Source organism: Malikia sp. (assembly GCF_028687635.1).
Taxonomy (GTDB): Bacteria; Pseudomonadota; Gammaproteobacteria; order Burkholderiales; family Burkholderiaceae_C; genus Malikia.
This window is the reverse complement of sequence record NZ_JAQTZS010000005.1, coordinates 125302-151386: the sequence shown is the minus strand read 5'-3', so window position 1 is coordinate 151386 and position 26085 is coordinate 125302. Positions and strand designations below refer to the sequence as shown.

Below are 26085 nucleotides of genomic sequence, written 5' to 3'. Positions count from 1 at the left end.
AGGCTGTGATGCTCGGGTCTTATTGCTGCCTCACTTGTTGACTTCGTGGCCGATCAGACCGCCTACGGCGGCGCCGCCCAAGGTGCCAGCCGTGCTGCCGCCGCTCAGGATCGAGCCACCGATGGCGCCGGCGCCGGCACCGATGGCCGTGTTCTTCTCTTGCTGCGTCATGCCAGCGCAAGCCCCCAAGGCAAGAACCGTGGCGATGCTTGCCGCAGTGAGTGCCAGATGAATAATCGTTTTCATGCAATTGCTCCTTTTTTGCTTGCCTAGAGTCTGCCAAGCAAGACCAGCACCAGGATGATGACCACTATCAGACCGAGCAGGCCGCTGGGTCCGTAGCCCCAGCCCCGACTGTGCGGCCAGCTCGGAAAAACACCGACCAGTATCAGTATCAGGACGATCAACAGTATCGTTCCAAGGCTCATGACTTGTTTCTCGCGTTGTGGTGTCCGGGCTCAGCGCGAAGGCTCTGCCGGCGGCACCACGATCACGGTATTGCCAGTCTTGCCTGTGGCACCCGTGCTGCCCTTGTCGCCTGTCATGCCCTGGCCGCCGGTGGCGCTTGTCGCACCCGTGCTGCCTGTGTATCCGGTCGATCCGGTATCGCCAGTCGAGCCGGTACTGCCGGTTTCACCTGTGGCTCCCTGTGGGCCAGCGGGTCCGGGAGCCGGGGCGGGCATGTTGATCACGGTGGGCTTTTCACAAGCACTGAGGCCCAGTGCTGCCAGCAAAGCCAGCATCAGCATCGAACGTTTCATGGTTAATCCTTTGAAACAGATGAATGATCAACCTGAAGGATGGTGGCCATTCTCGATCCCCCGGGCCGCTCTCTTGTGTCATGTCTGGCACAGGGTCAGCGTGACAGTGCTTGAAGCCCGCTTCCGTTCGGTGGCAGACATAAGCGTTGTTCGGGGACGATCAAGAGGAGGGGAGGGCTGGCTGAATGGACGCCCCAGGCTTTCCATGGCTCTGCGGCATGAGCCATGGGTTTCATGGGGAAACGCTGGCCTGCCCGGAGGGACTCGAACCCCCGACCTGCTGCTTAGAAGGCAGCTGCTCTATCCAGTTGAGCTACGGGCAGTGCGCCTGACGAAACAAAGGCCCAACGAGTGGGCCTTATGTAGGGTGGTCGGAGCGGCGGGATTCGAACTCGCGACCCTCTGCTCCCAAAGCAGATGCGCTACCAGGCTGCGCTACGCTCCGACTAAGCCGCGATTGTATCCTGTGATGAGGGGGATTTTGGAGTCGATCGGTATTTTTCATCGTCACGACGGTTTGCCTTCTTCCTGGGCGTCGTCTGGTCAAAGCTTGGCGCGAGGCGCTTGCTTACGCTGGCATATCGGTATATACTAACGAAGTCGGTTTTCAGTTCTGTTCTTGCTAAGAATAAAGTGCTGGAATACTGGCTTCACGACCAGATGGGCGGGTAATACCGGCCCTTTTTTTTTGGCTGTCCCTTTTTGGGACTGTTTTAAAGCGGCAAGATATTGATGAGTTGGCAGCAGACCGTAGAGCAAACCGTCACGGGTTTGGGGTATGACTTGGTGGATCTGGACCGGTCCGCCGGCGGTTTGTTGCGCGTGACCATCGACATGCCATGGGACCCTTCCCGGGCGGGTCTTGAGCAGTTCGTCACGGTCGAGGACTGCGAAAAAATCACCCGACAGCTCCAGTACCTGCTTGAGGTCGAAAACGTCGACTACAAGCGCCTCGAGGTGGGCTCGCCCGGCATTGACCGCCCGCTGCGCAACGAAAACGACTTCACCCGCTTCCTGGGTCATGAGGTCGACATCACGCTCAAGGCCCCGATCGGCGCCACCGGTACCGACATCGCGGCCAATCGCAAGAAATTTCGCGGCACGCTGGAGCGTCCGGAAAGCGGAGCAGGCTGGCAGATCGTCTGGAGCGATGCGCCCGCCCGCAAGCCGGGTGCCCGCATCAGCAAGAAGGCCAAGCCCTTGCCGGTGCAGGTGCTGGGCTTCACGCTCGACGAAATCCGCGAGGCGCGGCTGGCGCCCATCGTGAGCTTCAAGGGTCGGGGCGCAGAGCCCGCGGCCGATACAGATTTGAACCCTACAGCAGCAGAGCACGGAAAGGCAGGCGAGTGAAATGAATCGCGAAATGTTGATGTTGATCGATGCGATCTCGCGCGAAAAGAATGTGGAACGCGACTTGGTGCTGGGCGCCGTCGAGACCGCACTGGCCTCGGCCACCAAGAAGCTGTACAAGGGCGAGGTCGACATCCGTGTCGCGATCGATCCGGATAACGGCGCCTACGACACTTTCCGCCGCTGGCTGGTGGTTCCCGACGAGGCCGGGCTGCAGAATCCGGACGCCGAGGAGCTCCACTCCGACGTGGCCGACGAAAACCCTGGCATCCAGGTCGGTGACTTCATCGAGAAGCAGATCGAAAGCGTGCCGATCGGCCGCATCGGTGCCATGGCCGCCAAGCAGGTGATCCTGCAGCGCATCCGTGACGCCGAGCGCGAAATGCTGCTCAACGACTTCATGAGTCGCGGCGACAAGATCTTCGTCGGCACCGTCAAGCGTCTGGACAAGGGCGACGTGATCGTCGAGAGCGGTCGTGTCGAAGGCCGCTTGAAGCGCAGCGAGATGATCCCGAAGGAAAACTTCCGTTCTGGCGACCGCGTGCGCGCCATGATCATGGAGGTCGATCTGACCCTGCGCGGTGCGCCGATCCTGCTGTCGCGTTCGGCGCCCGAGTTCATGATCGAGCTGTTCCGTCAGGAAGTGCCCGAGATCGAACAGGGCCTGCTCGATATCAAGAAATGCGCCCGTGACCCGGGTTCGCGCGCCAAGATCGCCGTCGTCTCGCACGACAAGCGCATCGACCCGATCGGCACCTGCGTCGGCGTGCGTGGTTCGCGCGTCAACGGCGTGACCAACGAGCTCGCCGGCGAGCGCGTCGATATCGTGCTGTGGAGCGAGGATCCGGCCCAGTTCGTGATCGGCGCGCTGGCTCCGGCCAACGTGCAGTCCATCGTCGTCGACGAGGAGCGCGGCGGCATGGACGTGGTGGTCGACGAGGAAAACCTCGCGATCGCGATCGGCCGTGGCGGCCAGAACGTGCGCCTGGCCTCCGACCTGACCGGCTGGAAGATCAACATCATGACCGCCGACGAGTCGGCCCAGAAGCAGGCCGCCGAATCCGAGTCGACCCGCGCGCTGTTCATCGAGAAGCTCGATGTCGATCAGGATCTGGCCGACATCCTGATCGAGGAAGGCTTCGGCAGCCTCGAAGAGGTGGCCTATGTGCCGCTGCAGGAGATGCTCGAGATCGCGGCCTTCGACGAGGAGACGGTCAACGAACTGCGCGCTCGCGCCAAGGCCGCGCTGCTGACGATGGAGATCGCCAAGGAAGAGAGCGTCGACGACGCCTCGCAGGATCTGCGTGAACTCGACGGCCTGACCGTCGAGCTGATCGCCAAGCTCGCCGGTTCCGGCGTGCACACACGCGACGATCTGGCCGACCTGGCCACTGATGAGCTGTGCGAAATTACAGGCCAGACGCCCGCCGAGGCCACGGCGCTGATCATGAAAGCCCGCGAACACTGGTTCTCGGGTGACTCGGCACAAAGCCAGTCCTGATCGCGGAGGCCTTACGGAGAATTATTCATATGTCTAGCAATACCGTCGCAGAATTTGCCGCCGAACTCGGCAAACCCACTTCCATCCTCCTCGAACAGCTGTCCAATGCTGGCGTCGACAAGCGTGCCGGCAACGACATGCTGACCGAGACCGACAAGCAGAAACTGCTGGGCTACCTGCAGGCCGCCCACGGCACTGCCAGTGGCGAACGAAAGAAGATCACTCTGACCAAGAAGTCCACCAGCGAGATCAAGCAGGCCGATGGCACCGGCCGCGCTCGCACCATCCAGGTCGAGGTGCGCAAGAAGCGCACTTTCATCAAGCGTGACGACGAGCCGGTCGAGGGTGAAGCCAACGCCGCCCAGACCGAGGAGCTGGTGCGCCGCGAAGAAGAAGCGCGTCGCCAAGCCGAGTCGATCGAGCTGCAGGAAGTCGAGCTGGCTCAGCAGCGTCAGCAGCGCGAGCAAGCCGAGGTGAAGGCTGCCGTCCAGCGTGATGCCGAGGACGCTGCTGCCCGCAAGCGCGAAGCCGAGGAGGCCGCCGCGCGCCGCGAGGCCGAGTACCTGCAGCAAGTCGCAGCCCGCACTGCCGCCGAGCGCGAGGCCCAGGCCAAGCTGGCCGCCGAGCGCGCCGAGCACGCCGCCCAGATCGCCGCCACCAAGGCCAAGGCTGAATCCGAGGCCAAGGCCCTGGCCGATGCCGCCAAGAAGGCCGAGGCCGACCGCGCCAAGGATCTCGAGGATCGCCGCCGCAAGGCACTGGCCGAGGCCGAAGCCATCCGCGCCATGATGTCCGCGCCCAAGAAGGTGCTGGTGGCCAAGAAGCCCGAGGAGCCCAAGCCCGCCGCGGCTCCGGCTGTTGCAAAGGGCACGCTCAAGCCCGCTGGCGGCGCCAAGCCCGGCCAGACCGCTGCCGCTGCTGCCGCCGCACCCGGCGCCGCAGGCAAGAAGGAAGTCAAGTCCGAGAATCTGTCCTCCACCTGGAAGGACGATGCGAACAAGAAGAAGGAAATCAAGACCCGTGGCGACACCGGTGGTGGCCGCCCGGGCGGCAGCAATTGGCGTGCCGGCCCGAAGGGTGGCGGTCGCCGTGGCGGCCGTGATGACCGCAACCAGGGGGCATCGTCCTTCGTGCCGGCGGTCGATGCCAAGGTGATCGAGGTCCATGTGCCCGAGACCATCACGGTCGCGGAACTGGCCCACAAGATGAGCCTGAAGTCGTCCGAGGTCATCAAGCAGCTGATGAAGCTGGGCCAGATGGCCACCATCAACCAGCCGCTGGACCAGGACACCGCCATGATCCTGGTGGAAGAACTCGGCCACAAGGCTGTCGTCGCGGCACTGGATGATCCGGAAGCCTTCACCGACGAGGACGTGGCCGTCCACGCCGAGCTGCTGCCGCGCGCCCCGGTCGTGACCGTCATGGGTCACGTCGACCATGGCAAGACCTCGCTGCTCGACTACATCCGCCGCACCAAGGTGGCATCCGGCGAAGCCGGCGGCATCACCCAGCATATCGGCGCCTACCACGTGGAAACCCCGCGCGGCATGGTGTCCTTCCTCGACACCCCGGGTCACGAGGCCTTCACGGCCATGCGTGCCCGCGGTGCCCAGGCGACCGACATCGTGATCCTGGTCTGTGCCGCCGACGACGGCGTCATGCCGCAGACCAAGGAAGCCATCAAGCACGCGAAGGCGGCCAATGTACCAATGGTCGTGGCGCTGACCAAGATCGACAAGCCCGGCATCAACCTGGAGCGCGTGCGTTCCGAGCTGGTGGCTGAATCCGTCGTGCCGGAAGAATTCGGTGGTGACGTGCCTTTCATGGGCGTGTCGGCCAAGACCGGCGAAGGCATCGATGCGCTGCTGGAGCAGGTGTTGCTGCAGGCCGAGATCCTGGAGCTCAAGGCACCGGTGGCCGCCAACGCCAAGGGCCTGGTGATCGAGGCCCGCCTCGACAAGGGCAAGGGCGCGGTCGCGACCGTGCTGGTGCAGTCCGGCACGCTCAAGGTCGGCGACGTGGTGCTGGCAGGCCAGACTTCGGGCCGCGTGCGCGCCATGCTCGACGAGAACGGCAAGCCGACCAAGGAAGCCGGTCCGTCGATTCCGGTCGAGATCCAGGGCCTGGCCGAAGTGCCGCAGGCTGGCGACGATTTCATGGTCATGCTCGACGAGCGCCGTGCCCGTGAAATCGCGACCTACCGCGCCGGCAAGTTCCGCAACACCAAGCTGGCCCGCCAGCAGGCCGCCAAGATGGAGAACATCTTCTCCGACATGTCGGCCGGCGAGGTCCAGACCCTGCCCATCATCATCAAGTCCGACGTGCAGGGCTCGCAGGAAGCGCTGGCCGCCTCGCTGCTCAAGCTCTCGACCGAAGAGATCCGCGTCCAGCTGGTCTACGCCGGCGTGGGCGGCATCAGCGAGTCGGACATCAACCTGGCGATCGCCTCCAAGGCGATCGTGATCGGCTTCAACGTGCGGGCCGAAGTCGGCGCGCGCAAGCTGGCCGAGGGCAACGATGTCCAGATCCATTACTACAACATCATCTACGACGCCGTCGATGAGTTGAAGGCCGCGATGTCGGGCATGCTGGCTCCGGAGAAGCGCGAGGAAATCATCGGTACCGCCGAGATCCGCAACGTGATCGTCGCGACCAAGATCGGCACCATCGCGGGCTGTATGATCACCCACGGTCATGTCACCCGCAACGCGCATTTCCGCCTGCTGCGCGAGAACGTGGTGGTCTACACCGGCGAGCTCGAGTCCCTGAAGCGCATGAAGGACGACGTCAAGGAAGTCAAGGAAGGCTTCGAGTGCGGCATCAAGCTCAAGAACTACAACGACATCAAGGAAGGCGACATCCTCGAAGTCTTCGAGATCAAGGAAATCGCTCGCACGCTGTAAGTCATGGCCACCAAGAAGTCATCGACCCACCGCAGTTTCAAGGTCGCCGATCAGATCCAGCGTGATCTGACCGAGCTGATCCGCGAGCTCAAGGACCCGCGTCTGGGCATGATCACGTTGCAGGCCGTGGAAGTCACGCCTGATTACGCTCATGCCAAGATCTGGTTCAGCCTGCTGACGGGTAATCCGCAGGACACCGAGGCGGCCTTGAACCAGGCCGCCGGTTTCCTGCGCAACGGCCTGTTCAAGCGCCTGCACATCCATACCGTGCCGACGCTGCATTTCCATTTCGACCGCACCTCCGAGCGTGCGGCCGACATGAGTTCCCTGATCGCCAAGGCGGTCGCATCCCGTTCCAAGGACGAGGACTGAGATGACGACCGCACCTCGCGCACGGGTGCAGCGTCGCCCCGTGCACGGGGTGGTGCTGCTCGACAAGCCCATCGGTCTCTCCAGCAACCAGGCCTTGCAGAAGGTCAAGTGGCTGCTGCGGGCCGAGAAGGCCGGACATACCGGCACCCTCGATCCGCTGGCCACTGGCGTGCTGCCGCTGTGCTTCGGCGCGGCGACCAAGTTCAGCCAGCTGCATCTCGACGCCGACAAGGGCTACACGGCCGTGCTGCGCCTGGGCGCCACGACCAGCACCGGTGACCTGGAGGGCGAGATCAGCTCGACCGTCGCGGTGGACCTCGATCTGCTGACACCAGACAGGCTGCACGCGCTGGCGGTCCGCTTCACGGGTCCGATCAGCCAGCTGCCGCCGATGTACAGCGCGCTCAAGAAGGACGGCAAGGCGCTCTACGAGTACGCCCGCGCCGGTATCGAAGTCGAGCGCGAGCCGCGCCAGATCGTGATTCGCGAGCTGTCGCTGCGCCTGCTGCCGCAGACAGAGGGGCAGGGCGAGCAGATCGAACTCGAATTGCAGGTGCTCTGCAGCAAGGGCACTTACGTCCGCACCCTGGCCGAGGACATCGGCCGGGCGCTGGGCTGCGGGGCTCACCTGTCGGCGCTGCGCCGCACCCAAACGGGCGAATTTGAACTTTCACAGTGCATTTCGATCGAATCCATCGAATCCATGGCCGATAGCGAGCGCCTGAGCGCCCTGCTGCCGGTCGACCGCCTGCTGGCTCGCCATGAGCGCGTCACGCTCGACGAGCAAAATGCAGGCCGTTTCCTCAGCGGCATGCGCCGTCGCGGCCCCTGGCCCGATGCCGCGCAGGTCGCCGTTTATGCCGATCATCCTGCCGCCTTGCTGGGCACCGCCCAGGTCGAGGCCGGCGAACTGATCCCAGGGCGTCTGTTGAGCCCTATCGAAATTCAACAAATCCTGGAGAGCCAATCATGAGCACCCCGATTCGCAACATCGCCATCATCGCCCACGTCGACCACGGCAAGACCACCATGGTTGACCAACTGCTGCGTCAATCCGGCACCTTCGCCGAACACGAAAAAGTCGTCGATACCGTGATGGACAACAACGCCATCGAACGCGAGCGCGGCATCACCATCCTGGCCAAGAACTGCGCGGTCAGCTGGGAAGGCACCCACATCAACATCGTCGATACCCCCGGCCACGCGGACTTCGGTGGCGAAGTCGAGCGCGCGCTGTCGATGGTCGACGGCGTGGTGCTGCTGATCGATGCCCAGGAAGGTCCGATGCCGCAGACCCGCTTCGTGACCAAGAAGGCACTGGCCCTGGGCCTGCGTCCGATCCTGGTCGTCAACAAGGTCGACAAGCCGGGCGCCAACCCCGACAAGGTCGTCAACGCCGCTTTCGACCTGTTCGACAAGCTCGGCGCGACCGACGAGCAGCTCGACTTCCCCGTCGTCTACGCCTCGGGCATCAACGGCTGGACCTCGCTGGAAGAGGGCGCTCCGGGCGAGCAGTGGGGCCCCGACATGTCGGCCCTGTTCAACACCATCCTCAAGCATGTGCCGGCCCAGAAGGGTGATCCGGCCGCACCGCTGCAGCTGCAGGTCTCGGCGCTGGACTTCTCGACCTTCGTCGGTCGCATCGGCGTCGGCCGCATCAGCCAGGGCACCATCAAGCCCGGCATGGACGTGGTCGTGATGGAAGGTCCGGACGGCAAGTCCGTCAAGGGCCGCGTCAACCAGGTGCTGACCTTCCAGGGTCTGGACCGGGTCCAGGTGACCGAAGCCGGTCCGGGCAACATCGTGCTGGTCAACGGCCTGGGCGACATCGGCATCGGCGTCACCATCACCGATCCGGCCACCCCGGCTCCGCTGCCGATGCTCAAGGTCGACGAGCCGACCCTGACCATGAACTTCTGCGTCAACACCAGCCCGCTGGCCGGTCGCGAAGGCAAGTTCGTCACCAGTCGCCAGATCTGGGACCGCCTGCAAAAGGAACTCCAGCACAACGTCGCGCTGCGCGTCAGCGAGACCGACGAAGACGGCATCTTCGAAGTGATGGGCCGGGGTGAACTGCACCTGACCATCCTGCTGGAAAACATGCGCCGCGAAGGCTATGAGCTGGCCGTTTCCAAGCCGCGCGTGGTGTTCCGTGACATCGACGGCGTCAAGTGCGAGCCGATCGAGCTGGTGACCGCCGACATCGAGGAAACCCACCAGGGTGGCGTGATGCAGGCCCTCGGCGAGCGCAAGGGCGAGCTGGTCAACATGGAGCCGGACGGCCGTGGCCGCGTGCGCCTCGAATACCGCATCCCGGCGCGTGGCCTGATCGGCTTCACCAACGAGTTCCTCAACCTGACCCGTGGTTCCGGCCTGATCTCCAACATCTTCGACAGCTACGAGCCGCACAAGGGCGACATCGCCGGCCGCAAGAACGGCGTGCTGATCTCGATGGACGATGGCGAGATCTTCACCTACGCGCTGGGCAAGCTCGACGACCGTGGTCGCATGTTCGTCAAGGCCAATGATCCGGTGTACGAAGGCATGATCGTCGGCATCCACAGCCGCGACAACGACCTGATCGTCAACGCGACCCGCACCAAGCAGCTGACCAACTTCCGCGTCTCGGGCAAGGAAGATGCCGTCAAGATCACGCCGCCGATCGACCTGACGCTGGAATACGGCGTCGAGTTCATCGAGGACGACGAGCTGGTCGAGATCACCCCGAAGTCGGTGCGTCTGCGCAAGCGCCACCTGAAGGAAAACGACCGCAAGCGCGCCAGCCGCGGTTGATGGTCCTCTACCGGCCGGGGCGTGCTGCTGTGCAGCGCACCCCGACCGGGTTCCTGCCTCCTGTGGTGGCATCGGTGGTCCGATGCCGTCCAAGGGGCTGGTCCGCGTTCAGCGGTTGCGGCTCTTGAGCGCGCGCTCGACCTCGCGCTTGCCTTCGCGTTCCTTGATCGTGTCGCGCTTGTCGTGCTCGGCCTTGCCCTTGGCCAGCGCGATCTCGCACTTGACCCGTCCGTTCTTCCAATGCAGGTTGAGCGGCACCAGGGTGTAGCCCTTCTGTTCGACCTTGCCGACCAGGCGCTTGATCTCCTCGCGGTGCAGCAGCAGCTTCTTGATGCGGGCGCTGTCGGTGCTCACGAAGGCCGAGGAGCCGCGCAGCGGGTTGACCTGGCAGCCGATCAGGAACAGCTCGCCCTCGCGGATCAGCACATAGCCGTCGGTCAGCTGGACCTTGCCCTCGCGCAGGGCCTTGACCTCCCAGCCTTCGAGCACCATGCCGCACTCGTACCGCTCCTCGATGTGGTAGTTGAAGACGGCCTTCTTGTTGTCGGCGATGCGCGAGTCGCTCGCGGCGGTGGATTTCTTGTTTGTAGCCATGCTGCTCAAATGGGGGTGCCTCGGACCCATACAATGCCGGGGCGATCGGCGATTGTATGAAAAGCGTAAACAAAACTGTATTGCTCTGGCACGGCGCGTCCGAAATGTTCGCGTTGGTGGCCGATGTGTCCCGTTATCCCGAATTCTTGCCCTGGTGCAACGAAGGCGCTGTGCTCGAGGAGCAGGGCGAGGTCGTCGTCGCCCGCGTCGGCATGTCCATCAGCGGCATCAGGAAGAGTTTCACCACCCGCAACACCCATGTCGAGGGGCGCAGCATCAAGCTGGAGCTGGTCGATGGGCCGTTTTCGCAGCTGGACGGCACCTGGGAGTTCATCCCGCTGGGCGGCCCGGAGCAAAAGGCCTGCAAGATCCTGTTCACCCTCAACTATGCCTTCTCGAGCCGCACGCTGGAGTCGCTGGTCGGGCCGGTGTTCGACAAGATCGCCGGCAGCCTGGTCGATGCCTTCGTCAAGCGCGCCGACCAGGTCTATGGCGAAGCCTGAAGCATGAAGGTCACCCTGGTCTACTCGCCGGCAGCGCGCCAAGTGCTTGAGCGCGAACTCGAACTGCCCACCGGCAGCACGTTGGATGACGCCTTGCGCCTGAGCGGCTGGCTCGACCCGCATCCTGAACTGGGCTGCGAGGCATCGGTCAGCTGCGGCATCTGGGGACGCAAGGCGCCGCGCGAGGCGGTCTTGCGCGAGCGCGACCGCGTCGAGTTTTGGCGCCCGCTGCGCGTTGACCCCAAGGTGGCCCGGCGCGAGCGTTTCAAGTTCCAGGGTGCCAAGACGGCGGGTCTGTTCGCGCAGCGCCGCCCAGGCGCCAAGTGGGGTTACTGAGCGGCCGCCTTTGGCCTGCAGTTGTCCTGTTCGGCCTGGCGCAGGCGACGGATCTCGGTGGCGCGTGCCTCGTCGCTGAGTGCCACCGGCTCGCCTTGGGCGTCGGTCGTGATCAGCGGCAGCTCCGAGCTCAGCGTCGTCAGCGCCTCGCGCGCCTGCCGGCAGTTCTGCAGCCGGATCTCGGCATTGCGTTTGTCGACCGCGGTTCGCAGCTCGGCATCCGACAGCGCCGCGCTTGGCGTGGCGGGCCGGTCGAGGCTTGAGGCGGTACCATTCTGGCCAGCAGGGGCTTGAGCTCTCGCAGCGGCGTTGGCTGGTTCTGCCGCCGACAGCGGAAGCGGCGTGGTCATGTCGGCGTTTGGTCGGCGCAGGATGTTCCTGGACCTCACCGAGGGCGGGGGCGGCATGTCGCTGTAGACCTTGTGCCCGCTGCTGTCCAGCCACAGCCAGCCGGAATCGGCCCGTGCCAGCGGGCTGGCAGCCAGACAGCAACTCGCCGCCAGCACCAGCCAGGCCCGCTTGCCGCCAGGCGGTCCCGCGCGATTGGTGTTGCGAAGCGAAGAAAATTCCTTCATACCGTCCTCCCTGGATCCGTCTTTGTGCGGATGGTACAGTTTAGCGCCAGTACAATAACGCTTTTGGAGCCTTACAAATGCGCCTACTCGGTAAAGCCCTCACCTTCGACGACGTGTTGCTGGTGCCGGCCTACTCCCAGGTCCTGCCCAAGGACACTTCGCTCGCGACCCAGTTCACGCGAGACATCACCCTGAACCTGCCACTGGTGTCCGCCGCGATGGACACCGTGACCGAAGCACGACTGGCGATCGCCATCGCGCAAGAGGGTGGCATCGGCATCGTGCACAAGAACCTGACTGCCCAGGAGCAGGCGGCTCAGGTGGCCAAGGTCAAGCGCTACGAGTCCGGCCTGCTGCGCGACCCGGTCGTCATCACCCCAGACACCAGCATCTACCAGGTGATGCAGCTGTCGGAGGAACTCGGCGTGTCCGGCTTCCCGGTGGTCGAAGGCGGCAAGGTGGTCGGCATTGTCACGGGGCGCGACCTGCGCTTCGAGACCCGCTATGACCTGCCGGTGCGCGAGATCATGACGCCCAAGGAGCGTCTGATCACCGTGCCCGATGGCACCACGCCCGAGGCGGCCAAGGCCTTGCTCAACAAGCACAAGCTCGAGCGCCTGCTGGTGGTCAACGACAGCTACGAGCTCAAGGGCCTGATCACGGTCAAGGATATCACCAAGCAGCTCAACTTCCCGAACGCGGCGCGCGACCCGTCGGGCCGCCTGATCGTCGGTGCCGCCGTCGGTGTCGGTGCCGGCACCGAGGAGCGCGTCGAGCTGCTGGTCAAGGCCGGCGTGGACGCCATCGTGGTCGACACCGCGCATGGTCACAGCAAGGGCGTGATCGATCGCGTGCGCTGGGTCAAGCAGAACTACCCGCAGGTGCAGGTCATCGGCGGCAACATCGCCACTGGCGCCGCTGCCCTGGCGCTGGTCGAGGCCGGCGCCGACGGCGTCAAGGTCGGCATCGGCCCGGGTTCGATCTGCACCACCCGCATCGTCGCCGGTGTGGGCGTGCCGCAGATCATGGCGATCGACAGCGTCGCGACCGCGCTCAAGGGCACCGGCGTGCCGCTGATCGGTGACGGCGGCATCCGCTACTCGGGCGACATCGCCAAGGCACTGGCTGCCGGCGCCAACACCGTCATGATGGGCGGCATGTTCGCCGGCACCGAAGAGGCGCCGGGCGAGATCGTGCTGTTCCAGGGCCGCAGCTACAAGAGCTACCGCGGCATGGGCTCGATCGGTGCCATGCAGCAGGGCAGCGCCGACCGCTACTTCCAGGAATCGAGCACCGGCAACCCGAACGCCGACAAGCTGGTGCCCGAAGGCATCGAAGGCCGCGTGCCCTACAAGGGCTCGGTGGTGTCGATCATCTTCCAGATGGCTGGCGGCATCCGTGCCTCGATGGGCTACTGCGGTTGCGCCACCATCGCCGAGATGCACGACAAGGCCGAGTTCGTCGAGATCACCTCGGCCGGCATCCGCGAGAGCCATGTCCACGACGTGCAGATCACCAAGGAAGCGCCGAACTATCGCGCCGACTGACCGGGCCGACTGAACTGGCCCCAGGGGGCCGTCCAGTCTGGACGGCCTTTTCGCTTTTCTTGCAGCGCTCAATCCTTACCACGCCATGCAACACCAGAAGATCCTCATCCTCGACTTCGGCTCCCAGGTCACCCAGTTGATCGCGCGCCGCGTGCGCGAGGCCCATGTCTATTGCGAAGTCCATCCCTGCGACGTCAGCGACGACTGGGTGCGCCAGTACGCCGCCGATGGCCAGCTCAAGGGCGTGATCCTGTCGGGCAGCCATGCCAGCGTCTACGAGGAGTCGACCGACGCCGCGCCCGCGGCGGTGTTCGAGCTCGGCGTGCCGGTGCTGGGCATCTGCTACGGCATGCAGACCATGGCGCAGCAGCTCGGCGGCAAGGTCGAGAGCGGCCACCAGCGCGAGTTCGGCTATGCCGAGGTGCGCGCCCATGGTCACACCGCATTGTTGAAGGACATCGCCGACTTCACGACCCCCGAGGGTCACGGCATGCTCAAGGTCTGGATGAGCCACGGCGACAAGGTCACCGAGCTGCCGACGGGCTTCAAGCTCATGGCCAGCACCCCGAGCTGCCCGATCGCCGGCATGGCCGACGAGGCGCGCCGCTACTACGCCGTGCAGTTCCACCCCGAAGTCACGCACACCGTGCAGGGCAGGGCGATGCTGGAGCGCTTCGTGCTCGACATCTGCGGTACTAACCCTGACTGGGTCATGCGCGATCATGTCGCCGAAGCGGTCCAGAAGATCCGCGAGCAGGTCGGTGACGAGGAAGTCATCCTCGGCCTGTCGGGCGGCGTCGATTCATCCGTCGCGGCGGCGCTTATCCACCGCGCCATCGGCGACCAGCTGACCTGCGTTTTCGTCGACCACGGCCTGCTGCGCCTCAACGAAGGCGACATGGTGATGGAGATGTTCGAGGGAAAACTCAACGCCAAGGTCATCCGTGTCGACGCCAGCGAACTGTTCCTTGGCCAGCTGGCCGGCGTCACCGACCCGGAGCAGAAACGCAAGATCATCGGCGGACTGTTCGTCGACGTCTTCAAGGCCGAGGCCGCCAAGCTCAAGGCCGCCGGCAATGGCGCCAAGGGTGCGACCTTCCTGGCCCAGGGCACGATCTACCCCGACGTGATCGAGTCGGGCGGCGCCAAGAGCAAGAAGGCCGTCACCATCAAGAGCCACCACAACGTCGGCGGCCTGCCCGAGCAGCTTGGCCTCAAGCTGCTGGAGCCGCTGCGCGACCTGTTCAAGGACGAGGTGCGCGAGCTCGGCGTGGCGCTTGGCCTGCCGCACGAAATGGTGTATCGCCACCCCTTCCCGGGTCCGGGCCTGGGTGTGCGCATCCTGGGCGAGGTCAAGCCCGAGTACGCCAAGCTGCTGCAGCGCGCCGACGCGATCTTCATCGAGGAGCTGCGCTCGACCATCGACTCGGTCAGTGGCAAGAGCTGGTACGACCTGACCAGCCAGGCCTTCACCGTCTTCCTGCCGGTCAAGAGCGTGGGCGTGATGGGTGACGGCCGCACCTACGACTATGTCGTGGCGCTGCGCGCGGTCTGCACCAGCGACTTCATGACCGCCGACTGGGCCGAACTGCCCTATAGCCTGCTCAAGCGGGTTTCGGGCCGGATCATCAACGAAGTGCGTGGCATCAACCGCGTCACCTACGATGTGAGCTCCAAGCCGCCGGCGACGATCGAGTGGGAATGATCTAGCATCTGGCACTGACTGGCGGCGCCAGGCAGAAAACCCCAGCAAGCCCCTTAAATCAGGGGCTTTTTTCTTGCCTGCGCCTGGCGGCATCTGGCATCGGCAGGCATCATCAAGCGGGGCAATCGCACTTACTCCCGGGGCTGTAGCCCGAGCAGAGACGCGCGGTAGCTGGCATTGCGGTCAGCGGTTTGACTCCGGCTGTTGAGGCTGCGCTTGGGGTACTGGGTGTCCTGGCGCAACAAGGACAGCGCGAACTTGCGCAACGCCGAGAAGTTGCGCGCCGCATGTCCACGCCGTACCCGACAGTCGTCCTCGCGAAACACCACGTCGAGCACCCAGTGCAACTGGTTTTCCACCCCCCAGTGCCCGCGTGCGGCTTTGGCCTGGGTCTGGGCCGAGTCGACGCCCTGGGAGCCGATGTAGAACGAGCGCTCGACGCTGACCTTGCCCGCGATCTCACGCCGGCGCTCGACCAGACCCACGCCGGCGAGCTTCTTCCACTGACTGCGCAGCGGGCGCTCCATCCAGTCCAGGCGCGGGATCCAGGTGTAGCGGCGCGTCTCCAGCCGGCCATGGTCCTTCTCCACCGTCTCGACGCAGTCGAGCGGCGTGTCGCCAAAGCCGCTGCGCTGTCCTTCATCGAAGAAGTCCTGCACCGCCTCGCTCAGCCCGCCCTGGTTGTCCTTGACCGCCAGCACATAGTCGCCGCCGGCGGCCACGATCTGCGCGGCAATGTCCTTTTGGCAGCCGATCGCATCGATCGTCACGATGCAGCCCTTGGGCTTGGGTTTCTTGGGGCCTCGCTTGGAGGTGGCGACGCTGCGCGGCGAGACGAACCGGGCCAGATGCAGCAAATAATCAGCCATGTGCTCCGGGCTGGCTTCGGACCACGAAGACCACGCCGAAGGCGGTAGCGCAATGAGCATGCCTTTGTAGTCGCTCACGACATCGACTGCCAGGTGATAGGTCGAGACCTCCAGCTCGGGAGCCTGCTCGCGGTGAGCCTGTTCGATGCAGCGCTTGAGCAGAGACAACACGTTGTAGGCCAGCACCGCCGTGGCAAAGCCCAGCAGCGCCGCGCGTGGATGGCCCAGCGTGCGGATTTCGCTATGCAGCACCGATTCGAGCCGTCCGAACAGACCTTCGATGCGCCAGCGGCGGCGGTACAGGTCGGCAATCTGTTGAGCCGTGACCTCGGGCGGCAGGTTGCTCCACAAGTTCAGCTGGGTCAGGCCGTCTCGAGTGGGCTCATCGAGCACCTTCATCACGCATCCTCGTCGCTGCTTTCGCCGCCATTCTCTCAGAATTTCATGTGATCCGTAAGTTGAGCGGCCGATGTTTTCCTAGCTTCAAGCTCTTAAAGATTAGTAAAATCAACAGCTTGCATAAACCTCAAGCTCGGAAAACTTCAACGGTCTAACTTATCAGTTGATTGCAATGCCTGCCGCTGATACCCCCATCAGGAGAGCGCTGGTCACAGACACGGGAATCCAGCGGCGTTCGCGTTTGATGTCGCGCAGGCTGCTTCGTACATAGATCAGGCCGAACAAGGCGCCAGCGAACAAGCCTGCGGTCAGCACTGTTGCGATCTGCCACGGCTGTAGACGATGCCAAGCCCCTGAAATCTGGATCAACAGCATGGCCGAGCCACCCGCCAGGCCCGCCAGTACCAGCAGCTTGCCATACCAGCTGGCTGGTTCATCACGGTGGCGTGCTGAGCTGGCGGCCAGCACCTTAGCCAGTTCATCCGCAGCGAGAGGTTTTCCGAACAAGCGACCCATCAGCGGCATGGCCTGCAGCGTCTGCCGCAATGTGCCAGGCCCTTTCGGGTCGCCCGTGCTGCTTCTCCAGTAACGTGAGGCCGTCAACAGGGTCAGCACCAGCAGGGTAGCGGCGGCAGTCAGCCCACCAGCGATAGCCAGCTTGCGCTGGAAGCTGACCGGCTTGGTAAAAAGTTGAGCCATCTTCAAGTCTTCACCGTCTGCTGTTGTGGACTGCAACTTCGTGCCTGCAAACTCGCCGTAAAAGGAGACCTTGGCCGCGCCGACGATGGCTTGCCTGCCTTGCTGCCTTGTCGACTGAGCCTGTTTCGACATGAGTGCCAGGCCGGCTGCCCGTAGAGCCTGTTGTCCCGTCAGCGGGGCGGGTACTGCGGAGTGGACATAAAACACACTGCTCCGGGTCTTGTCGTCATTGAATTTGATAACGACTGGCTTGTAGGGCTTGGCCAGCATGACCTTGAGCAGTTGAGGCTCCATGCGGTCGCTGTAGCTGTTGAACACCTGGCGTTTTGTCTCCGCGCGCGATTCCTGTGCGAGCTTCTCGAGCCGCTGCAAGCCGGCACCGTTGTCACTGGCCTTGTCCAGTTTGTCCAGCAGTCCCTCGTCCGTTTTGATCAGGTCCAGGCGTTCCAGTGTCAGCAACTGGCGTTCGGTAAACATTCCCGGGTTGGTGTTGATGTAGTCCAAGGCATTTTGTGGCGTGACTTGGGGACCCTTGCGCACGATCTGGCGCTCGACTTTTTCCGCGAGCGCTGATCGCTTGGCAATCGCCATTTCCATGGCGAATTCTGGCGTCTTGTCCAGCTCTACCTCGATGGCTTTCTGTGCCAGCGCCTCGCTGCTGATGAGTTCGGTCAAGATGGCACGCTTGCGCGCCAAGACCACTTCAGCTGGCAGATTGGGAGGGGAGGTGCGGGCGTACAGGTAGTCGAGTTCCTTGCTCGTGATCTCAACCCCGTTAACCACGGCTACGATGGGGGGGGCCACGGCTGGGATCTCCTGGGCCTTCTCTGGCTCGGCGTTGGCAGCAGGACTCAGGCCTGTCAAGGCAATCAGCGTCATGCAGGCCGCAAGCACGGGCTTGTTCAATTGAGTGTGTGACATTTTCTGTGATTTCCTCCCATGTGTCTTCTTGATACTTTGTCGTTATGCCGTCTGGAATTCATCCACGCAGCTTACGGCTGAGCTGATTTTTTCCAGGAGAAAAGTGGTGTTTTCACGTCCTTCCAGGCCGCAAGCAAGGCCGCTTGACTGCTTTCACCCTTGGGGAGGTTGATCGAAACCAGTAGACATTCCCAGCGAATGTTGTCTTGCAGGCCGAGTGCCTGCAAGGCCTTGGCTTTGGCACCGGTGGTCCGCTCTGCGTGAAGGGTATTCTTCAAGCCCGTAACCAATGCGCGCCCCTTGGGTGTGATGCAGGTTCGCAGCACCCAGTCGCTGCCGGTTTCTGCGATGGCAACTTCCTCATCCGCTTGGCCTGAGTCAGCCCTCAAGGTCTGCACCTCATGCTCGGCCGCAGCAAGCCCCGCGTTGCGCACCAGTTGATTGATTTCCAGTTCGCCGCTCGTGCTGCTGTGCACCACGACCGCTTCCAACTGGAACGGGGCCTGACCTGGCACCGTCTGTGCTGCGCTCCAGCGATATTGCGTGCTGTTCGCATGATGTCTCTCTCTGGCGGGTTCTAATCCGGGCAAGGGATCTAGCTTGAAACCAGGCAGGAACAAGTTGCCCAAGGTTGGCTCAATCGCCGCCGGGGTCTTGCTCAGGACTCCTGTGTAAGCTGCCGCAGCAATGGCCAGCAGCAGGAGCCCGCCAAAGGCCAATTGAAGGCTGCGAGTGCTGATCGACTCAGGCATCTTGGGCCTCTTTCTTGACGAGTTGCCGGTCCAGCAATTTGAGGTAGCTCCAGGCGAAAAGCGATACGCTGATGGCGCCGAAGATCAGCGAGCCGTCGTCCTCGTGCATGAACTTGAACCAGTAGTCCTTTTTTGCCAGCTCGCTCGCGTTGATCCAGGCCAGCAGGGCTATGCGTGCCGCATTGACGAGTATGGCCATCAGGGGTGCCAGCAGCAGCATGGTGACCCGCCAGCCTTTCTGTTTCAGCGGAAAGGCCAGCAAGAAGATGGTCGCGACGCAGATCAGCTGGGTGATGATTTCCCGTCCGGCACAGGCGTTGTTGACGTGGACACCGCCATTGGGCAACCAGATTTGTTGAGCGGCGACTATGGCTTCAAATCCCGTCAGGTTCAGCATTCCGCCCGAAACCTGGGCGGTGAGCCGGCTCAGCGCCTTGAGGGGAATCAGTTCGGGCAGCAGCAGTTCCACGACCAGCATGCCCGCCACGATCAAGGGTGCGACAAATCGCAGCAGCTGTCGGATCGGCACCAGCAGCAACGCCAGACCGACTGCCTGCGGTAGCGCCAGTAGGTGGATGACAGGTTCAGGGTGAAAAACTTGCGCGCTACGCCAGAAGCAGGCGACAAGCAGCAAACCGCCCAGTACCAGGCTCAGGTGGCTGGGCTCAGGTTTGAGGTCGGGCAGCCTGTCCTCGATACAGAGCAGGGCGCCGCCCCAGGTCAGAGCCGCCAGCACGACGAAGTCGATGGACTGCATGCGGTAGGCCAGAACCAGATGGTTGATGACCACGATGGCGGCCAGCCAGATCCAGAGCTCGCGCGGTGTGGCAGGCAGCTTGATGGTGCCGGCCCGAGGCAAGGTCGCCGCGATATTGGATTTCATGCTAATTGTCATGATGAATTTCTCCATGGGGGTCTGTGGTTGGGTCGAGTTCCTGGCCTGGATTCAGGCCGCAAGACGCTCGGATATGCGGTCTTGCTCCAGACACACCAGATCGACCACCATGCCGCCGGGCTGGTAGCCATGCACCAGCATGCGCAGCATGCCCTTGATGGTCTTCACGTCATTGCTGTCCATGGCGCGGCGCAGGATGTTCAATCCAGCTTCCATCTGAGCCATGGGGATGAAGTCCTCGTGCGCCTTCATGATGCATGGGTGCTGCGTGGGCTCCGGGTTGTCTCCTATCAGCAGTTCCTCGTAGAGCTTCTCGCCAGGACGCAAGCCGGTGATCTGGATCTCGATGTCGCCGTCCGGGCAATGCTCGTCGCGCAGTCGCAGGCCTGACAGCTCCACCATGCGGCGTGCCAAGTCGTATATGCGCACTGGCTTGCCCATGTCGAGCACAAAGACCTCCCCGCCCTTGGCCATCGCACCTGCCTGTATCACCAGCTGTGCCGCCTCCGGTATGGTCATGAAAAAGCGGTTGATGTCGCGGTGCGTCAGCGTGATCGGCCCGCCCTTGCGTATCTGTTCGCGGAACAGCGGAACCACCGACCCGCTCGATCCCAGCACGTTGCCGAATCGCACCATTGAAAAACAGGTGCCTGGTCGATCGGCGGTGCACAAAGTCGCGGCCCGGTCAGCCATCGCTTGCAGCACCATCTCGGCCAGGCGCTTGCTGGCGCCCATGATGTTGGTCGGGCGCACCGCCTTGTCCGTGCTGATCAGCACAAAGTTGCGCACCCCTGCCTGCGCGGCTGCCAGTGCCGTGACCCAGGTGCCCCAGGTGTTGTTGTAGACACCCTCGGCTGGGTTGTGCTCCACCAGCGGTACATGCTTGTAAGCGGCCGCGTGATAGATGGTGTGCGGCCGCCAAGTATCCATGATCTCCTGGATGCGCCTGCGCGAACCCACTGAAGCCAGCAAGGGTACGATTTCGACCAGCATCCCATGCTCTTTTTTTATATCCATCAATTCATGGTGAATATGATAAAGTTCAAATTCTCCGCGCTCGATCAGTAGAAGTTGTCGCGGTGCACAGTGTAGGAGTTGGCGGCATAGCTCGCTGCCTATGCTGCCGCCAGCACCCGTCACCAGCACCACCTTGTCGCGATTGTTGCGGTCCATCAGTTCGTGCTGGGGCTCGACGGGCGCACGACCCAGCAGGTCGTTGATGTCGAGCTCCTGAATGTCCCCCAACTGCACACGACCCGTCGCCAAATCTTCGACCCCGGGCAGGGTGCGCACGTGTACAGGAAGTGGGCGCAATTGCTCCAGCACCTCCAACCTGCGCTGGGTACTCATGCTGGGCACAGCCAGCAGTACATCCGTCACGTTCAGCTTGCTGACCAGCTCAGGCAGCCCGGACGGGGCATAGACTGTCCAGCCGTTGACGTGGTGGCCTTGCAGCTTCGGGTCATCGTCCAGAAAGCCCAGCAGGCGCTGCGGCTTGCTGGCATCGCCCAATGCCATGGCCAGCTGCCGACCTGCACAGCCGGCACCGTAAATCAGCACGCCAGGTGCCTTGCCCATTTCCAAGGCCTTGCGGTAATTGCCACCCAGCCAGTGCCGCACCAAGACCCGGCTGCCGCCAACCGTCACCAGCATCAGCAAGGGTTGCGAAACCCCAATCGAGCGAGGTAATCCCGTGACGCCGACCAATGTGTAGAGCCCCGCGAACAACAGGCCATATAACCCTACGGCGCGGGTCACGGCCACCATGGCATACCAGCCGGCGTAGCGGAATATGGCCCGGTAAAAACCGTGAACAACGAAAAGCGGCAGCGCGAAAAGTATCGATGAGAGCAGGACCCAGCCATAAATCGATGACCAACTGGCAGGTTGCTCCAGGCGCAAGCTCAATGCCAGCCAGAGCGTGAAGGCGCACAGAGCTGCATCCAGCGCCAAGGCCAGCAGTCGTTTGGCTGGCCGTGGCAGGGCTAGTAGAGGTGCTACGATGGTTTTTATCATTTCACGGCTTCCGGCCTCCCTGGCCATTTGCTCGTTATTCTAGACCCATTCTCCTTAATGTCACGTGTTTTATATGTTAAAAATACTTATCTGACTAGGTGTATGAAAGATGCCGGAACCCGGGTACCTGGTTCGTCGCTGTGGTTGCGACGGGCGGTATCCCTCAAGGGGAGGGTGGCCGGGCGGATGTGCTCAACGCGTAGTAGCCACGCCCGATCAACTCCCGCCAGGCAGACTCCGTCCTGGCCCATGCCTGGGCGCTGGGGAGCAGACTTATGACGCTGAACTCCCGCTCCTGCCCTACCTGGAAGTCAACCGGAAAGGGAAGAACGCTCAGGCCAGCGCTTTCAAACTGTCTGCGTGCACGCGGCATGTGATAGGCGGAAGTCACCAGTAGCACGACAGGCTTGCGATCTGGCTTGCCCATGTTGTGGCTTGCCAGCATCTCTGCTACGGCTCGCGCTTCCTCGGCTGTATTGGTCACGCGACCGGTCGTACGGATGGCGGCAGCGGGCACCCCTTGGGCGAATGCCGCTTGCGTCAGGATCTCGCCTTCGAGCCTGGCACTGGAGAGCCAGGGTGCCCAGCCGCCGGTGAAAAACAGCAGCGGCGCCTTGCCGGCACGGTAGAGTTCGATCCCGCCCCAGAAACGGTCGCCGTCTGTCCACTCGCTGATCCTGGCCGGCCCAGGTGCGACCACCCGGCCTTCGCTCAGCACCACGATGGCGTCTGCCGCAGGCATCTCGGTGGCTGGCACCCGGATGGCGCCGTTTTCAAGCCAGCGCTGCAGGTGCTCACTCAAAGCGGGGGTGCTGCCGATCCAGACCAGCAGCAGCGCCGCTATCAGTGGCCAGCGGTGCTTGAGCAGCAAAGCCATGATCAGCAGCACAAGCAAGATGCCGGTGGGAAGCAGCAATACCGGAAGGATCTTGTTGAGATAAATGCTCATGTTCTCAGGTGAGTTCCGTGCGGGCCGCAGCCTGTTCGAGTACCGCCCCGATCACTTCGCAGGTCTTTCGTATTTCCTGCTCCGTCAACGTGGGATGAACCAGGAACATCACACTGGTTGCGCCCAGTTCCCGGGCCACAGGTAGCGGCAAGTCTGGACGCCAGCCCGTGCCATCGAAGGCTTTCTCCCGGTAGACTTCCGAGCAACTGCCTTGGTAGCAGGGCACCCCGGCCGCGTTGATCGCCTCGACGATGCGGTCACGGCTCCAGCCCGAGGCCAGGTTTTCCGGGCGCACATAGGCGTAGAACTTGTACTGTGCGTGGACGCAGCCAGCAGAGCAGATCTGGCCCGTCCCCAAGGACGCGCAGCCATCACCGCAAGCCAGCGCGGGCAGGCGTACAGGTCCTTTCGGTCCGGCAAAGGGCGCGAGCGCAGCGCTCAAGGCGTTCACGTTGCTGTGTCGACACGCGGTCCAGTCTGCCATGCGTCGCAGTTGAATGCGGCCGATGGCTGCTTGCATCTCCAGCATGCGCCAGTTGGTGCCGAAACTCTCGTGCAGCCAGCGAAAGCCCGGTGCGGGCTGGCGCTCATAAACGGCCTCGTAGCTCTTGCCGTGGTCCTTGTGGCTCCACATCGCGCGCCACAGGGCTTCGTCGTTGGTGGTGACCATTCCGCCTTCGCCACCGGTGCTCATGATCTTGTCCTGACAGAAGCTCCAGGCACCCACATGGCCGATGCAGCCCACGCTGCGTCCCTTGTAGCGGGCGCCGTGTGCCTGGGCGCAGTCCTCGATCACCTTCATGCCGTGCTGTTCGGCCAGCGCCATGATGGGGTCCATGTCGCAAGACCAGCCGGCCAGATGCACGCAGATCACGGCCTTGGTGCGCGGCGTCAGCACCTTGGCAATCGTGGCCGCGCTGAGGTTGCCGCTGTCGCGATCCACGTCGGCAAACACCGGCGTGGCGCCAGCCATCACCACGCAGGAAATTGAGGCGATGAAGGTGCGGGGCGTCACCACCACCTCATCGCCCGCTCCGATTCCCAGGCCCTTGAGCGCCAGGTCCAGCGCCAGGGTGCCGTTGCTCAACGCTACCGCATGGTGGGTGCCCGCCCAGGCGGCGAATTCCTTTTCGAATTCGCGGCACTCGGTGCCAGTCCAGTAGTTGACCTTGTTGGACAACAGCACCTGCTGCACGGCGGTGGCTTCTTCGGCGGTGAAGCTGGGCCAGGGGGAGAAGGGTGTGTTCAGCATGAAGATTACACTCGTTAAAAATCGATCCGATGTTTGTTTGCTGCCCATATCAGCGTCGTGCCAACGGCATGGCAGGCGAGCCCACCACGGTCATGCCGTTCGCGACGGGTTTGACTACCACTGCGCCTGCACCCACCATGACATGGTCGCCAATGACGACGCCCTGCCGCACGGCGGCACCCACGCCGATCCAGCTGCAGTCACCTACTTGGACATTGCCAGACAGATGTGCCCCAGGGCTGATATGCACGCTATTGGCTAGCTTGCAGTCATGATCCACCGTGGCGCCTGTGTTGACAATGCAGGCATTGCCCAGCACGGCGTCTACGTTGACCACAGCACCTGCCATGATGACGCTGCCAGCACCTATGCTGGCATAGGCACTGACTATCGCGGCAGGATGGATGACTCTCGCGATATTGGCACCAGCAGCCTGCAAGAATTGCTGCTTTTCCCAACGGGTCTTGCAGTTGCCAATGGCGACGATCACGCCATCGAAATTGGCCAGTCGGGCGAGCAGGGTGGCTGTATTGCCTTCAACCGCCCAGTGTCCGTTCCATCTCGCAGCAGGCCAAATGTCATCGAAAAAGGTCACGGATTTCCAGCTTGACAGCAAGGCCGCATCGGCTATGACCTTGCCGTGACCGCTGGCGCCCAGCAATGCCAGTTGTTTCATGGTTGGTTGCCTGTGAACTTGCTCATGGTCGCTTCTCCCGCCGCACTGATGCCTTCACGAATCAGTACCTTCCTGACAGTCAACCAGAGGATTCTGATGTCCAGCGACAGGGATTGATTGTCGACGTACCACAGGTCGAGATTGAATTTGTCTTCCCAGCCCAGTGCATTGCGACCATTGACCTGGGCCCAGCCTGTCACGCCCGGGCGAACCTCATGGCGGCGCGCCTGTTCCGGCGAATAGAGCGGCAAGTATTCCATTAGCAAGGGCCTGGGGCCGACCAGGCTCATGTCACCTTTCAGTACGTTCCAGAGTTCTGGTAGTTCGTCCAGGCTGCTGGCCCGCAGGAAGCGACCGAAGGGTGTCAGGCGCATGGCATCGGGCAGCAGTGCTCCGTCCGGGCCGCGCTCGTCGGTCATGGTGCGGAACTTGACCATCTCGAAGGGTTTTCCGTTCATGCCAGGGCGCAGCTGGTGGAAAAGAACCGGACTGCCCAACTTGCTTCGGACCAGACAGGTTAGTATCAATAATGGTACACCAAGAGACAGAAGTCCTAGTAATGACAATGAGAGGTCAAAAAAACGCTTCATATCAGGCCCATTTCCTGCATCATCACTTGGTTGACCTTGTGCACATCGAACTTGTCCTCGGCTATCTCGCGTGACCGACGCCCCATGCGTGCGAGCAGATCGGGAGATTCGATAAAACGCGACATGGCTTGCTCCAAGGCTTGAGCAGACCGTACCGGGACCAGGAATCCATTGTCGCCATCCATCACGGTTTGACGGCAGCCGGGCGCGTCGGTAGTGATGATGGGGCGACCCATGGCCATGGCCTCAAGCACGGTCCGTGGGGTGCCCTCACGGTAGCTGGGAAGGACATAGACGTGACAGCCCGAAATCGCTGGGCGAACGTCGCTGAGACGTCCCAGAAACTCAATGTCACCTGAGGCCACCCAGTCATCGAGTTCAACCTGAGAGATGGCGTCAGGATTTCCGTCAATCCAGCCGACCAGCTGGCAACGAATATTCGGGTGCAGCTTGCGCAGTGCTTTGGCTGCTTTGGCATATTCGCGTACTCCCTTGTCGCCCAGCAGGCGCGCAATCAGCAGGAAGGTCAATGACTGAGCTGGGGGCATTGGTGACAGATTGAAGCTTTCCACGTCGATGCCTGAGCCGTTGATGATCCTTGTCTGGGCACCCGCTGGCAGCAAATCCAATTGCCGGAACAGTGCGAGATCGTCGGGATTCTGGAAAAATGTAAGCGATGAACGTGCCAGTGCCGAGCGGTACAGCATCATTAATACGGCCTTGATTCCGGCGCGCAAACCACGAGCTTGTCCCGTGAAGGCATAGCCCAGACCTGTAATAAGAGAAAAACGTTTTGGAACGGCTGCCAAAGCAGCGGCCAAGGTCCCATAGATGACTGGTTTGGCAGTGTAGGATAATACTACATCAGGTTTCACGTTTCTTATCAGTATTAGTAAAGTCAATAGTGTGTGCAAGTCGTGCAGTGGATTCGTTCCGGTACGGCTGATTCGGGCTTCGTGTGCAGTAATTCCCCAAGATGCAAGAGTCTTGATCGTATTTTTCTTGCCCGATAGGCCAGGTGCTGCAACATGAATTTCATGTCCTGCGTCCGAGATGGCTCGCAGCAGCGCTCCTCTGAAGGACAGCAGCGAGTCTGCGAAGCTTGCAATAATGATTATTCGCAAGAT

24 protein-coding genes, 2 tRNA genes and 1 pseudogene are annotated in these 26085 nt (G+C 62.6%); 10 read left to right on the top strand and 17 right to left on the bottom strand.

Features of this window, described 5'->3' with window-relative positions:
* Positions 1–30: 30 nt before the first annotated feature.
* The 5 genes from PHR85_RS05570 to PHR85_RS05550 all read right to left on the bottom strand — a co-directional run bounded on the left by PHR85_RS05570 (position 31) and on the right by PHR85_RS05550 (position 1206).
* Positions 31–246 (bottom strand): glycine zipper 2TM domain-containing protein, encoded by a 216-nt coding sequence (locus PHR85_RS05570; RefSeq protein ID WP_300051533.1) that lies wholly within the window; start codon positions 244–246, stop codon positions 31–33.
* 23 nt (positions 247–269) lie between these two features.
* A complete protein-coding gene (locus PHR85_RS05565; RefSeq protein WP_300051531.1) occupies positions 270–428 on the bottom strand; it encodes a DUF3309 family protein in 159 nt (52 codons plus the stop codon).
* Positions 429–458: 30 nt separating this feature from the next.
* Positions 459–761 carry a collagen-like protein gene (locus tag PHR85_RS05560; protein ID WP_300051529.1) on the bottom strand — a complete coding sequence of 101 codons (303 nt, stop codon included), beginning with the start codon at positions 759–761 and terminating at the stop codon, positions 459–461.
* A gap of 246 nt (positions 762–1007) precedes the next feature.
* Positions 1008–1084 (bottom strand) — tRNA-Arg (locus PHR85_RS05555).
* A 45-nt stretch (positions 1085–1129) separates the two neighbouring features.
* Positions 1130–1206 (bottom strand) — tRNA-Pro (locus PHR85_RS05550).
* Positions 1207–1493: 287 nt separating this feature from the next.
* On the opposite strand from PHR85_RS05550, the gene rimP reads away from it, so the two are divergent.
* From rimP to typA, 6 genes are read left to right on the top strand one after another with little or no spacing between them, the layout of a single operon-like run.
* A complete protein-coding gene (gene rimP, locus PHR85_RS05545) occupies positions 1494–2111 on the top strand; it encodes a ribosome maturation factor RimP (protein WP_300051526.1) in 618 nt (205 codons plus the stop codon).
* A gap of 1 nt (position 2112) precedes the next feature.
* Complete coding sequence (gene nusA, locus PHR85_RS05540) at positions 2113–3612, top strand: transcription termination factor NusA (protein WP_300051523.1); 1500 nt, start codon at positions 2113–2115, stop codon at positions 3610–3612.
* Positions 3613–3641: 29 nt separating this feature from the next.
* The gene (gene infB, locus PHR85_RS05535) at positions 3642–6515 is read left to right on the top strand and encodes a translation initiation factor IF-2 (RefSeq protein ID WP_300051521.1); all 2874 of its coding nucleotides are present in this window, start codon (positions 3642–3644) and stop codon (positions 6513–6515) included.
* A gap of 3 nt (positions 6516–6518) precedes the next feature.
* A complete protein-coding gene (gene rbfA, locus PHR85_RS05530; RefSeq protein ID WP_300051520.1) occupies positions 6519–6887 on the top strand; it encodes a 30S ribosome-binding factor RbfA in 369 nt (122 codons plus the stop codon).
* A gap of 1 nt (position 6888) precedes the next feature.
* Positions 6889–7860 (top strand): tRNA pseudouridine(55) synthase TruB, encoded by a 972-nt coding sequence (gene truB / locus PHR85_RS05525; RefSeq protein WP_300051518.1) that lies wholly within the window; start codon positions 6889–6891, stop codon positions 7858–7860.
* The gene (gene typA, locus PHR85_RS05520; RefSeq protein ID WP_300051516.1) at positions 7857–9680 is read left to right on the top strand and encodes a translational GTPase TypA; all 1824 of its coding nucleotides are present in this window, start codon (positions 7857–7859) and stop codon (positions 9678–9680) included. The genes truB and typA overlap by 4 nt, the downstream gene beginning before the upstream one ends.
* 108 nt (positions 9681–9788) lie before the next feature.
* On the opposite strand, the gene smpB is transcribed toward typA, so the two are convergent.
* On the bottom strand, positions 9789–10274 hold the full coding sequence (gene smpB / locus PHR85_RS05515) for an SsrA-binding protein SmpB (protein ID WP_300051514.1): 486 nt from the start codon (positions 10272–10274) through the stop codon (positions 9789–9791).
* A 56-nt stretch (positions 10275–10330) separates the two neighbouring features.
* Between smpB and PHR85_RS05510 the strand changes: the two genes are divergently transcribed.
* Positions 10331–10777 (top strand): type II toxin-antitoxin system RatA family toxin, encoded by a 447-nt coding sequence (locus tag PHR85_RS05510; protein ID WP_300051513.1) that lies wholly within the window; start codon positions 10331–10333, stop codon positions 10775–10777.
* A gap of 3 nt (positions 10778–10780) precedes the next feature.
* Complete coding sequence (locus tag PHR85_RS05505; protein ID WP_300051512.1) at positions 10781–11113, top strand: RnfH family protein; 333 nt, start codon at positions 10781–10783, stop codon at positions 11111–11113.
* Here the strand turns inward: PHR85_RS05505 and PHR85_RS05500 are convergent.
* Complete coding sequence (locus PHR85_RS05500) at positions 11107–11688, bottom strand: hypothetical protein (RefSeq protein WP_300051511.1); 582 nt, start codon at positions 11686–11688, stop codon at positions 11107–11109. The two genes, PHR85_RS05505 and PHR85_RS05500, sit on opposite strands and share 7 nt — an antisense overlap.
* 77 nt (positions 11689–11765) lie before the next feature.
* Here PHR85_RS05500 and guaB point away from each other — a divergent pair, with 77 nt between their 5' ends.
* Positions 11766–13235 (top strand): IMP dehydrogenase, encoded by a 1470-nt coding sequence (guaB, locus tag PHR85_RS05495; protein ID WP_300051509.1) that lies wholly within the window; start codon positions 11766–11768, stop codon positions 13233–13235.
* A gap of 85 nt (positions 13236–13320) precedes the next feature.
* A complete protein-coding gene (gene guaA, locus PHR85_RS05490) occupies positions 13321–14940 on the top strand; it encodes a glutamine-hydrolyzing GMP synthase (RefSeq protein WP_300051507.1) in 1620 nt (539 codons plus the stop codon).
* 131 nt (positions 14941–15071) lie between these two features.
* On the opposite strand, the pseudogene PHR85_RS05485 reads toward guaA, so the two are convergent.
* The 10 genes and pseudogenes from PHR85_RS05485 to PHR85_RS05440 all read right to left on the bottom strand — a co-directional run.
* Positions 15072–16259 (bottom strand): annotated as a pseudogene (locus PHR85_RS05485) (ISAs1 family transposase); the annotation flags it as partial.
* 108 nt (positions 16260–16367) lie between these two features.
* Entirely contained in the window at positions 16368–17813 is a 1446-nt protein-coding gene (locus PHR85_RS05480; protein ID WP_300051505.1) for a hypothetical protein, read from the bottom strand.
* An 86-nt stretch (positions 17814–17899) separates the two neighbouring features.
* Positions 17900–18580: a hypothetical protein gene (locus PHR85_RS05475; protein ID WP_300051503.1), complete on the bottom strand. Its 681-nt coding sequence runs from the start codon at positions 18578–18580 to the stop codon at positions 17900–17902.
* Positions 18573–19490, bottom strand: a complete 918-nt coding sequence (locus tag PHR85_RS05470) for an archaeosortase/exosortase family protein (protein ID WP_300051501.1) — start codon at positions 19488–19490, stop codon at positions 18573–18575. Before PHR85_RS05470 ends, PHR85_RS05475 begins: the two co-directional genes overlap by 8 nt.
* A gap of 36 nt (positions 19491–19526) precedes the next feature.
* Positions 19527–21518 carry a nucleoside-diphosphate sugar epimerase/dehydratase gene (locus PHR85_RS05465; RefSeq protein ID WP_300051500.1) on the bottom strand — a complete coding sequence of 664 codons (1992 nt, stop codon included), beginning with the start codon at positions 21516–21518 and terminating at the stop codon, positions 19527–19529.
* A gap of 136 nt (positions 21519–21654) precedes the next feature.
* Positions 21655–22440: a YdcF family protein gene (locus tag PHR85_RS05460; RefSeq protein WP_300051491.1), complete on the bottom strand. Its 786-nt coding sequence runs from the start codon at positions 22438–22440 to the stop codon at positions 21655–21657.
* 4 nt (positions 22441–22444) lie between these two features.
* Entirely contained in the window at positions 22445–23692 is a 1248-nt protein-coding gene (locus PHR85_RS05455; RefSeq protein WP_300051488.1) for a DegT/DnrJ/EryC1/StrS aminotransferase family protein, read from the bottom strand.
* 49 nt (positions 23693–23741) lie between these two features.
* On the bottom strand, positions 23742–24368 hold the full coding sequence (locus tag PHR85_RS05450) for an acetyltransferase (RefSeq protein ID WP_300051485.1): 627 nt from the start codon (positions 24366–24368) through the stop codon (positions 23742–23744).
* Positions 24365–24958 (bottom strand): sugar transferase, encoded by a 594-nt coding sequence (locus PHR85_RS05445; RefSeq protein ID WP_300051480.1) that lies wholly within the window; start codon positions 24956–24958, stop codon positions 24365–24367. The genes PHR85_RS05450 and PHR85_RS05445 overlap by 4 nt, the downstream gene beginning before the upstream one ends.
* Positions 24955–26082, bottom strand: a complete 1128-nt coding sequence (locus PHR85_RS05440) for a glycosyltransferase family 4 protein (protein ID WP_300051477.1) — start codon at positions 26080–26082, stop codon at positions 24955–24957. Before PHR85_RS05440 ends, PHR85_RS05445 begins: the two co-directional genes overlap by 4 nt.
* Positions 26083–26085: the final 3 nt, after the last annotated feature.